Raw genomic sequence first — 9,866 nt, forward strand, 5'->3', positions numbered from 1 at the left:
CCAACATCGCCGCGGCGCTGCTGCTGCTGCATCCCGGCCTGCTGGCGGGGGCGGCGCTGCTGCGCGCCATGCCGCCGCTGCGCCAGCCGCCCTCGCCGGATCTGGCCGGCACGCCGGTGCTGCTGCTCTCCGGCAGCCATGACCCGATCGTGCCCGCCGCCGGCAGCGCGGCGCTGGCGGCGACGCTCTCCGCCGCCGGGGCGCGCGTCGCCCACCACAACCTGCCGGCCGGGCACGGGCTGACGCGGATGGATCTGGCGCTGACGCAGAAATGGCTGGAAGCTGGGGCCAGGGACACCGTGGCGGAAGGCTGAGCGCAACAGCCCCGCCCGGACCAGGGAGGGGCGCATGCGCTACGCGGTGCTGGCCGATCTGCACGCCAACCGACAGGCCATCGAGGCCTGCCTGCTGCATGCCGGCGGCCAGCACTATGACCGGCTGGTGCTGCTGGGCGACATCGTGGGCTATGGCGGCGACCCGCTCTGGGCCGCGGAATTCGCCCAGGGCGCGGTGGCCCAGGGCGCCCTCGCCGTGCTCGGCAATCATGACGAGGCGGTGGCGACCGGCCGCAGCGCCGGCATGACCGGGGACGCCGCCGCCGCCGTGGCCTGGCACCGCAGCGTGCTGCCACCTGCTTCCCTCGCCTTCCTCGGCGCCCTGCCGCGCGAGGCGATGGCGGAGGAGATCCGCCTGCTGCACGCCGACCCGGCGGCGCCGGACTCCTGGAACTACGTGACCGATGCCGAGGCCGCGCGGGCCGGGCTCGACGCCTCGCCGCACTGGCTGACGCTGTGCGGCCATGTGCATGCGCCGCGCCTCTACGGGCTGACGGCCACCGACAAGCTGGCGGCGCTGCGGCCGGTGCCCGGCCAGGCCGTGCCGCTGCTGCGGGCGCGGCGCTGGCTGGCGGTGATGGGCTCGGTCGGCCAGCCGCGCGATGGCGACCCTTCCGCCTGCTACGCGATCCTCGACAGCGGCCGCGCCGAATGCACCTGGCACCGCGTGCCCTATGAGGTGGAGGCAGCCGCCGCGCGCATCCGCGCCGCCGGCCTGCCGGAGCGGCTGGCCGCGCGGCTGTCGGAGGGACGCTGAGATGGCGCTGCCCCGGCTGCCGCCCGGCACGGTGCTGGATGGCTTCACCCTCGGCCCGCTGCTGCACAAGGGCGGCATGGCCGGGCTGTACGAGACGACGCATCCCGACTGGCCCGACACGAAGCTGCTGATGAAGCTGCCCCGGCTGCAGGAGGGGGAGGACCCGGCCGCCATCGTCTCCTTCGAGATGGAGCTGATGATCCTGCCGCGCCTGTCGGGGCCGCATGTGCCGCGCTTCATCGCCGCGCGCGGCTTCGAGGCGCAGCCCTATCTGGTGATGGAGCGGATCGAGGGCGCCTCGCTGCGGCCGATGCTGGAGGATCTGCCGCGCCCCATCGCCGAGGTCGCCGATCTCGGCGCGCGCATCGCCCGGGCGCTGGATTCGCTGCACCGCCAGCATGTGGTGCATCTGGACGTGAAGCCCTCCAACATCCTGCTGCGGCCGGATGGGCGGGTGGTGCTGATCGATTTCGGCCTGTCGCACCACGCGCACCTGCCCGATCTGATGCGCGAGGAGTTCCGCCTGCCCTATGGCACCGCGCCCTACATGGCGCCGGAGCAGGTGATGGGGCTGCGCGGCGATCCGCGCAGCGACCTCTTCGCGCTCGGCGTGCTGCTGTATTTCTTCACCACCGGGGCCCGCCCCTTCGGCGATCCGCAGCGCCTGTCGGGGCTGAAGCGGCGGCTGTGGCGCGACCCCGTGCCGCCGCGCGCGCTGCGCCCCGACTGCCCGCCCTGGCTGCAGGAAACCATCCTGCGCTGCCTGGAGGTCGACCCGGCGCGCCGCCACCCGAGCGCCGCGCAGCTCGCCTTCGACCTGGCCCAGCCGGAACAGGTGGCGCTGACCGCGCGCGCGGCGAAGCTGCGGCGCGATGGCTGGGCGGCGGTGATCCGCCGCCGCTTCAACCCGGAGGCGCAGCCGGTCTTCCGCCTGCCGGGGCCGGCGCGGCAGCAGGCGCGGGCGCCGATCCTGGCGGTCGCCGTGGACCTTGCCGACCCGCCCAAGACCCCGCCCGAGGCGCTGCGCGACGCGGTGGCGCGCATCCTGGCGACGCTGCCGGGGGCGCGGCTGGCCTGCCTGACCGTGCAGAAGCAGAACCTGGTGGCGCCCGACAGCGACCTGGACCGCGAGGGGCGCAACCGCCACGCCCTGGCGCTGGCCGGGCTGAAGCACTGGGCGGCGCCGCTCGGCCTGCCGGAGGAGCGGGTGAGCTGCCATGTGCTGGAGGCGGTCTCGGTGCCGGCGGCGCTGCTCGACTATGTGACGGCCAACCGGGTGGACCATGTGGTGCTGGGCTGCCGGCCACCCGCGCAGCGGCCGCGCTGGTCGGGCAGCGTCTCGGCCGAGCTGGCGGAGAAGGCGCCCTGCTCGGTCACCGTGGTGCGGCAGCGGCCGGCGGCGGAACCCTAGGCCGGGAAGATCCGCGCCGCCCGCGCCGAGAGGCGGCAGGGCTGGCCGGCGGCGAACATGCCCGCCGGACTCTCCGCCTCCACGACGATGTCGGCGAGGTCCAGCTCGGCATGGTCATGGCCGCCGGCCGGGCGCAGGCTGCGCAGCCGGGCATTCGCCTCAGGCGCCGCCGCCGGCGCGACCTGCCAGTCATGCGCGCGGATGAAGGCCTGCACGGGGCCCTCCGGCGGCAGCGGGCCGCGCAGCGCCTCGCGCGGCAGCGGCGGCAGGGGCAGCGTGTCGAAATGCAGCACGCCCTGCCGCAGCTGCGCCGGCAGCCGCGTGGCATGGCCGAGGAAGCCGGCGACGAAGGCGCTGGCGGGCCCGGCCACCAGCGCCGCCGGGCGGTCGAACTGGGCGATGTGGCCGCGCTCCATCACCGCGACGCGGTCGGCCAGCTCCATCGCCTCCTCCTGGTCATGCGTGACGAACAGGCTGGTCAGGCCCATCTCCAGATGCAGCTCGCGCAGCCAGCGGCGCAGCCCCTTGCGCACCTCGGCATCCAGCGCGCCGAAGGGCTCGTCCAGCAGCAGCAGCCGCGGCTCGATGGCCAAGGCGCGGGCCAGCGCCACGCGCTGGCGCTGGCCGCCGGAGATCTGCTCCGGCAGGCGCCGCTCCAGCTCGGCGATCTGCATGCGCTCCAGCAGGGCGCGCACGCGGCGGGCGATCTCCGCCTCGGGCGGGCGCTGGCGGCGCGGGCGCACGCGCAGGCCGAAGGCGACATTCTCGAACACGCTCATATGCCGGAACAGCGCGTAATGCTGGAAGACGAAGCCGATGCGCCGCGCCCGCGCCGGCACCGCCGACATGTCCTGGCCATCGATCTCGACGCGGCCGGCATCGGCGAAGTCGAGCCCGCCCAGGATGCGCAGCAGCGTCGTCTTGCCGGAGCCCGAAGGGCCGAGCAGCGCCACGAACTCGCCGCTTCCCACTTCAAGATCGATGCCGTGCAGGGCGATGGCCGGGCCGAAACGACGGGTCACGCCACGCAGCGTCACGCTCATGCGGGCTCTCTCCAGGGGGCGGTCAAGGCAGCATCGCCGCGCGCGCCGCGCCGCGCTCCAGCACCGCCTTGGCGGCCAGCGTCACCAGCGCCAGCAGCGCCAGCAGCGCGGCCACCGCGAAGGCGCCGACGAACTGGTACTCGTTGTAGAGGATCTCGACATGCAGCGGCATGGTGTTGGTCTCGCCGCGGATATGGCCGGAGACGACGGAGACGGCGCCGAACTCCCCCATGGCGCGGGCATTGCACAGCAGCACGCCGGAGAGCAGCGCCCAGCGGATCTGCGGCAGCGTCACGCGGAAGAAGCTCTGCCAGCCCGAGGCGCCGAGGGTTGCCGCCGCCTCCTCCGCCTCCCGCCCCTGTTCCTGCATCAGCGGGATCAGCGTGCGGGCGACGAAGGGGAAGGTGACGAAGAGCGTCGCCAGCACCAGCCCCGGCACGGCGAAGATGATCTGCACATCGTGTTCGGCAAGCCAGGGGCCGAACCAGCCATGCGCGCCGAACAGCAGCACCCAGACCAGGCCGGAGATCACCGGGGAGACGGAGAAGGGCAGCTCGACCAGCGCCAGCAGCAGGGCGCGGCCGGGGAAGCGGTAGCGCGCGATGCACCAGGCGCCGGCCAGCCCGCCCAGCGTGTTGACCGGCACGGCGATGGCCGCGACCAGCAGGGTCAGCCGGATGGCGGAGAGCGCATCGGGGTCGGAGAGCGCCGCCCAGACCGGCGGCCAGCCGCGGCGCAGCGCCTCGGTGAAGATGGCGGCCAAAGGCAGCAGCAGGAACAGCACGGCCAGCAGCAGCGCCGCCCCCACCAGCAGGGCGCGCAGCCAGGCGGGCTCGGCGGCGGCGGGCCTCATGCGCGGCGCCAGAGGCGCTGGGCCAGGTTGAGCGCCAGCAGCATCAGGAAGGACAGCGCCAGCATGGCCAGCCCCACCGCGGCGGCGCCGGCATAGTCGAACTGCTCCAGCCGGGTGACGATCAGCAGCGGCGCGATCTCGCTCCACATCGGCGTGTTGCCGGCGATGAAGATGACGCTGCCATACTCGCCGATGGCGCGGGCCGAGGCCATGGCGAAGCCGGCCAGCAGCGCCGGGGCCAGCGCCGGCAGCACCACGCGCCACCAGGTCTGGCCGCGGCTGGCGCCGAGCGTCGCCGCCGCCTCCTCGGCCTCGGGCGGCAGGTCGCGCAGCACCGGCTCCACCGTGCGCACGACGAAGGGCAGGCCGACAAAGCCCATGGCCAGGGCGACGCCGAGCGGGGTGTAGGCCACCTTGACGCCGAGCGCCGCCAGCGGCGCGCCGAGCCAGCCATTCGGCGCGTAGAGCGCGGTCAGCGCCAGGCCGGCGACGGCGGTGGGCAGGGCGAAGGGCAGGTCGACCATGCCATCCAGCAGGCGGCGGCCGGGGAAGCGGTAGCGCACCAGCACCCAGGCGATCAGCAATCCGAATGGCACATTCACCGCCGAGGCCGCCAGGGCGCCCAGGAAGGAGAGGCGCAGCGCCGCCAGCACGCGCGGCTCGGTCACCGAATGCCAGAGGCCGAGCGGCCCCAGCTCCATGGGGCGCAACAGCAGGGCCAGCAGCGGCAGCAGCACCAGCCCGCCCAGCCAGACCAGCGTGACGCCGAGGCTGAGGCCGAAGCCGGGCAGCGGGTCGCGGCGGGTCAGGCGCATGCGGGGGCGCTTGTCCTGCTCATCGTCCGGGCTGGTAGATCCGGTCGAACAGCCCGCCATCGTCGAAATGCCGCGCCTGGGCGCGCTGCCAGCCGCCAAAGGCGGGGTCGTCGATGGTCACCAGCTCCAGCCGCGGGAAGCGGTCGCCGGCGGCGGCCAGCGCCGCCGCGTCGCGCGGGCGGTAGTGGTGCCTGGCCGCCAGCGCCTGCCCCTCCGGCGCGTAGAGCGCCTGCAGATAGGCTTCCGCGAGTGCGCGGGTGCCACGGCGGTCGACATTGCGGTCGACCACGGCGACCGGCGGCTCGGCCAGGATGGAGAGGGAGGGATAGACGATGTCGAATTTGTCGGCGCCGAATTCGGCGAAGGCCAGATGCGCCTCATTCTCCCAGGCCAGCAGCACATCGCCCTGGCCGCGCTGCACGAAGCTGGTGGTGGAGCCACGCGCGCCGGTGTCCAGCACGGGGACGTTGCGGAACAGGGTGGTGAGATAGTCCTGCGCCCTGGCCTCGCTGCCGCCGGGCTGGCGCAGCGCCCAGGCCCAGCCGGCGAGGTAGTTCCAGCGCGCCCCGCCGGAGGTCTTGGGGTTGGGCGTGACCACGGCGATGCCGGGCTTCACCAGATCGCCCCAATCGCGCAGCCCCTTCGGATTGCCCTTGCGCACCAGGAAGACGATGGTGCTGGTGTAGGGCGCGCTGTTCTGCGGCAGGCGGGATTGCCAGTCCGGCGCGATCAGCCCGCGCGCGGCGATGGCGTCGATGTCATAGGCCAAAGCGAGGGTGACGACATCGGCCTGCAGCCCGTCGATCACCGCCCGCGCCTGGCGGCCGGAGCCGCCATGCGAGGCATTGGCGCGGATGGTCTGGCCAGTGCGCGCCTTCCATTGCGCGGCGAATCCCGTGTTGAACTCACGATAGAATTCCCGCGTCGGGTCATAGGAGACGTTGAGCAGCTGCGACGTGCCCTGCGCAGCGGCTGCGCCGGGCCAGGCCGCGCCAGCCAGCGCGGCGCCCAGGACGAAACGGCGGGGCACAGCAAGGCGGGTCATCCTGACCTCCTCTCTCCGCTGCGCCGATCATCCGGAAGGATGCGGCGCGATGCAACGACTCTCTGCGCCGGGATCAGCCAAGCAGGTCGGCGTGGTAGCGCCGGGCCACATCCGGGTGCGAACGCAGGCGGCCCTTCAGATAGTTGGCACCGACATTGCGGAAGAGCGGATTCTCCGGATCGCTCGCCGGGCCCTTCGCCTCGGCCGCCAGCTCCGGCGGCAGGTCGAGCAGCGGCACCTCGGAATCCAGCCGCGCGCCGAGGAAGAAGGCGATGGAGTGGCGGTCGCGCCCGGCCGGCGGGCTGACGACACGATGCACGGTGGCCTTGAGATAACCGTTCGAGGCCAGTTCCAGCAGCTCGCCGATATTGACGACGAAGGTGCCGGGCAAAGGCACGGCATCGACCCAGCCTTCCGGCTTCTCGACCTGCAGGCCGCCGATCTCGTCCTGCAGCACGAAGGTCAGCAGGCCGCTGTCCTTGTGCGAGCCGACGCCCTGGTCGGCATCGCCGCGCTCGACGCCGGGATAGCGGATGATCTTCATGGTCTGGTTCGGGCTGCCCTCATAGATCGGGCGCAGCGCCTCCGGGTCGCCCACCAGCGCCTCGGTGAAGGCGCGCACCAGGCGGATGGCGACCTCGGTGAGGCGCGCCTGCCATTCCAGCAGGGTCGGGCGCAGCTCGGGCAGCGCCTCGTCGGGCCAGAGATTGGGGCCCTGCAGCCGCGCCCAGCCGGGCGTGCCGGGGCCGATCGGCAGGGGTTCGCGCTCGGCATGGATGTCAAACTGCTCGCGCCAATCGGGCTTGCCGCGGGTGAGCTCCAGGCCGGCGCGGTTGTAGCCGCGGAAATGCGGCGAGTGGATCATCTGCACCTTCAGCTTCTCGGCCTCGGGCAGTTCGAAGAAGCGGCGGGAGACGTCGCGCACGCGCGCTTCCAGCTCGGCCGGCACGCCATGGCCGGTGAGGTAGAAGAAGCCGACATCGCGCGCCGCCTGGCGCAGCTCGCGCAGGAAGGCGGCGCGCTGCTCCGGCCCGGCCTCAAGCCGGCTGATGTCGAGCAGCGGAAGATTGGTGCGCGTGGTGGCTTCGAGCGTGGCGGACATCGACGTCATTCCCTGATGGCGCGCGGCCGCAGGCCCGCGCGTGAACGGAGAGAAAAAAGAAAGGGGGTCCGGGGGAAATTCATTTCCCCCGGATGCTTCTCAGGCGGCGGCCCTAACCGTGCCGGCGGCTTCCAGCCCGCGCAGCAGATCGGCGCGGATATCCTCCGGATGCTCGAGCCCGATGGAGAGCCGCACATAGCCGGGTGTCACGCCTGTCGCCGCCTGTTCCTCGGCGGAGAGTTGCGAATGGGTGGTGCTGGCCGGGTGGATGGCCAGGCTGCGGGCGTCGCCGATATTGGCGACGTGGTAGAGCAGTTGCAGCGCGTCGATGAAGCGCGCCCCGGCCTCGCGCCCGCCGGCCAGCTCGATGCCGACCAGGCCGCCGAAGCCGCCGGTGAGGTAGCGATCGGCACGCGCGCGGGCGGTGCCGCCCTGCTGCGAGGGATGGATGACCCGCACCACTTCCGGCCGCTTCGCCAGCCAGGCGGCGATCTCGGCGGCGGTGTCGCTGTGGCGGCGGATGCGCAGCGGCAGGGTCTCGATACCCTGCAGGATCTGGAAGGCGTTGAAGGGCGAGAGCGGCGCGCCGAGATCACGCTGCACCGAGGAGCGCACGGCGGCGATATAGGGCTGCACACCGAGTTTCGGCGCCGCCTCCACCCAGATGGCGCCGTGATAGGAGGGGTCGGGCTCGGTCAGCAAAGGCTGGCGGGCGGGGTGTGCGGTCCAGTCGAAATGGCCGCCATCGATGATGGCGCCGGCGATGCTGGTGCCGTGGCCGCCGAGATACTTGGTGGCGGAATAGACCACGATGGCGGCGCCATGCGCGAAGGGCCGCGCCAGCAGCGGGGCGGCGGTGTTGTCGAGGATCAGCGGAATGCCGAGCGGGCGGCCGATCGCCGCGACCTCGGCGATCGGGAAGACGACGAGCTTCGGGTTGGGCAGGGTCTCGCCGTAATAGGCGCGGGTGCGGTCGTCGGTGGCGCGGCGGAAATTCTCGGGGTCGGCGGGGTCGACGAAGCGCACCTCGATGCCCTGGCGCTTCAGCGTGTTGGCGAAGAGATTCCAGGTGCCGCCATAGAGATCGGTGGAGGAGACGATGTTGTCGCCGGCGCGGGCCAGCGCCAGCACGGCGAAGGCGGAGGCCGCCTGGCCGGAGCCGAGGGCGAGCGAAGCTGCGCCGCCCTCCAGCGCGGCCAGGCGCTGCTCCAGCACGTCCACCGTGGGGTTGCCGGTGCGGGAATAGATGAAGCCCAGCTGTTCCAGTGCGAAGAGGGAGCGCGCCTGCTCGCTGCCGTCGAACTGGAAGGAGGTGGTCTGGTAGATCGGCACGGCCACCGCGCCATTCTCCGGCGCGGCGCGCCAGCCGGCATGCAGGGCCAGGGTCTCGGGGTGCAGCGTCTCGGGGTACCGGCGATTTTCGCTCATGCGGGCGTTTCCTTCTGCGTCAGTCGGAGAGGCCGAGCAGCGACAGCGCCTGGCGGCGCAGCGCCACCAGATGCGGGCGGGCGGGAGCGGGGCGGAAGGGCATGGCGCCTCCTGGCAGCGATATCACGTATTTTTTTCGCGTTTTATCAGGAATTGATTAGAAATTACCCTCATTAAAATAGTCAATAATTTTCTTTCGCACGCCCTTTTTCCCTGACGTCGCGCCAAGTCCGCGCCGAGAGGCAAGGCGCGCGGAAATAATTACGATGATATATCGTGATATATATCCACACAGCGTCCTGCCTGCCCGCAGGAGAGCGGCAGTCCAAAAAAAAACCGCACCCCCAGGGGGGTGCGGCGGTGGGCGGCGCGGCGGGGCGGGTGGTTCAGGCGGCGCGGACCTCGGTGACGAAATGGCCCACCTCGCCGGTCAGCTGCTCGGCCTGGCGCGACAATTCGGAGGCGGCGGCCAGCACCTGCTGGGCGGCGGCGCCGGTCTCCGCCGAGCCCTGGCGCAGCGCGTCGACATTGCTGCTGACCTGCTCGGTCGCCTGGGCGGTGTGCTGCACGGTGCGGGCGATCTCGGTGGTGGCGCTGCTCTGCTCCTCCACCGCCGCGGCGATGGCCACCGCGATGCTGCTGACCTCCTCGATGGTGCGGGAGATCTCGCCGATGGCGGAGACCGCCTGCTGCGTCGCCGCCTGGATCTGGCCGATCTGGCTGCCGATCTCCTCGGTCGCCTTGGCGGTCTGGCCGGCCAGCGACTTCACCTCGGAGGCGACGACGGCGAAGCCCTTGCCCGCCTCTCCCGCCCGCGCCGCCTCGATCGTGGCGTTCAGGGCGAGGAGGTTGGTCTGGCCGGCGATGTCGGAGATCAGCTTGACCACATCGCCGATCTTCTGCGCGCCGGCGGCCAGCGTCTGCACGGTCGCGTCGGTGCGCTGCGCGTCCTCCACGGCGCGGCCGGCGACCTGCGTCGCCTGGCCGACCTGGCGGCTGATCTCCTGGATCGAGGCGGCCAGCTGCTCGGCCGCGGCGGCGACGGTGCGCACGCCGCCGCTGGCCTCGCCGGCGGCG

10 protein-coding genes are annotated in these 9,866 nt (G+C 72.4%); 3 read left to right on the plus strand and 7 right to left on the minus strand.

Translation table 11 applies throughout. From position 1 onward, the window contains the following. The 3 genes from HMPREF0731_RS16145 to HMPREF0731_RS16155 all read left to right on the plus strand — a co-directional run. On the plus strand, positions 1-314 hold a 314-nt coding region (locus tag HMPREF0731_RS16145; protein ID WP_007005245.1), incomplete at its 5' end, for an alpha/beta hydrolase. Between the two features lie 34 nt (positions 315-348). Beyond that, positions 349-1,092, plus strand: a complete 744-nt coding sequence (locus HMPREF0731_RS16150) for a metallophosphoesterase family protein (RefSeq protein ID WP_007005246.1) — start codon at positions 349-351, stop codon at positions 1,090-1,092. Position 1,093: 1 nt separating this feature from the next. After that, positions 1,094-2,503 (plus strand): serine/threonine protein kinase, encoded by a 1,410-nt coding sequence (locus HMPREF0731_RS16155; RefSeq protein ID WP_040613640.1) that lies wholly within the window; start codon positions 1,094-1,096, stop codon positions 2,501-2,503. Here HMPREF0731_RS16155 and HMPREF0731_RS16160 read toward each other — a convergent pair. From HMPREF0731_RS16160 to HMPREF0731_RS16190, 7 genes are all read right to left on the minus strand, one after another. Next, positions 2,500-3,546 (minus strand): sulfate/molybdate ABC transporter ATP-binding protein, encoded by a 1,047-nt coding sequence (locus HMPREF0731_RS16160; protein WP_007005248.1) that lies wholly within the window; start codon positions 3,544-3,546, stop codon positions 2,500-2,502. The two genes, HMPREF0731_RS16155 and HMPREF0731_RS16160, sit on opposite strands and share 4 nt — an antisense overlap. Before the next feature lie 22 nt (positions 3,547-3,568). After that, positions 3,569-4,399, minus strand: a complete 831-nt coding sequence (gene cysW / locus HMPREF0731_RS16165; protein WP_007005249.1) for a sulfate ABC transporter permease subunit CysW — start codon at positions 4,397-4,399, stop codon at positions 3,569-3,571. After that, complete coding sequence (gene cysT / locus HMPREF0731_RS16170; protein WP_007005250.1) at positions 4,396-5,214, minus strand: sulfate ABC transporter permease subunit CysT; 819 nt, start codon at positions 5,212-5,214, stop codon at positions 4,396-4,398. Before cysT ends, cysW begins: the two co-directional genes overlap by 4 nt. Positions 5,215-5,233: 19 nt before the next feature. After that, the gene (locus HMPREF0731_RS16175; protein ID WP_007005251.1) at positions 5,234-6,259 is read right to left on the minus strand and encodes a sulfate ABC transporter substrate-binding protein; all 1,026 of its coding nucleotides are present in this window, start codon (positions 6,257-6,259) and stop codon (positions 5,234-5,236) included. Between the two features lie 73 nt (positions 6,260-6,332). Continuing rightward, the gene (locus HMPREF0731_RS16180; RefSeq protein WP_040613642.1) at positions 6,333-7,361 is read right to left on the minus strand and encodes an isopenicillin N synthase family dioxygenase; all 1,029 of its coding nucleotides are present in this window, start codon (positions 7,359-7,361) and stop codon (positions 6,333-6,335) included. Between the two features lie 99 nt (positions 7,362-7,460). Further along, positions 7,461-8,789 (minus strand): O-acetylhomoserine aminocarboxypropyltransferase/cysteine synthase family protein, encoded by a 1,329-nt coding sequence (locus tag HMPREF0731_RS16185; protein WP_007005253.1) that lies wholly within the window; start codon positions 8,787-8,789, stop codon positions 7,461-7,463. A 386-nt stretch (positions 8,790-9,175) separates the two neighbouring features. Beyond that, the coding region (locus tag HMPREF0731_RS16190; RefSeq protein ID WP_007005254.1) for a methyl-accepting chemotaxis protein at positions 9,176-9,866 on the minus strand (691 nt) is incomplete at its 5' end.

This window comes from Pseudoroseomonas cervicalis ATCC 49957 (genome assembly GCF_000164635.1).
GTDB lineage: Bacteria > Pseudomonadota > Alphaproteobacteria > Acetobacterales > Acetobacteraceae > Pseudoroseomonas > Pseudoroseomonas cervicalis.

Bases quoted from the DNA above. Each gene is read 5' to 3' on its own strand.
- cysT (WP_007005250.1), bottom strand. From the start codon at position 5,214: ATGCGCCTGACCCGCCGCGACCCGCTGCCCGGCTTCGGCCTCAGCCTC.
- HMPREF0731_RS16175 (WP_007005251.1), bottom strand. From the start codon at position 6,259: ATGACCCGCCTTGCTGTGCCCCGCCGTTTCGTCCTGGGCGCCGCGCTG.
- HMPREF0731_RS16185 (WP_007005253.1), bottom strand. From the start codon at position 8,789: ATGAGCGAAAATCGCCGGTACCCCGAGACGCTGCACCCCGAGACCCTG.
- cysW (WP_007005249.1), bottom strand. From the start codon at position 4,399: ATGAGGCCCGCCGCCGCCGAGCCCGCCTGGCTGCGCGCCCTGCTGGTG.
- HMPREF0731_RS16160 (WP_007005248.1), bottom strand. From the start codon at position 3,546: ATGAGCGTGACGCTGCGTGGCGTGACCCGTCGTTTCGGCCCGGCCATC.
- HMPREF0731_RS16180 (WP_040613642.1), bottom strand. From the start codon at position 7,361: ATGTCCGCCACGCTCGAAGCCACCACGCGCACCAATCTTCCGCTGCTC.
- HMPREF0731_RS16150 (WP_007005246.1), top strand. From the start codon at position 349: ATGCGCTACGCGGTGCTGGCCGATCTGCACGCCAACCGACAGGCCATC.
- HMPREF0731_RS16155 (WP_040613640.1), top strand. From the start codon at position 1,094: ATGGCGCTGCCCCGGCTGCCGCCCGGCACGGTGCTGGATGGCTTCACC.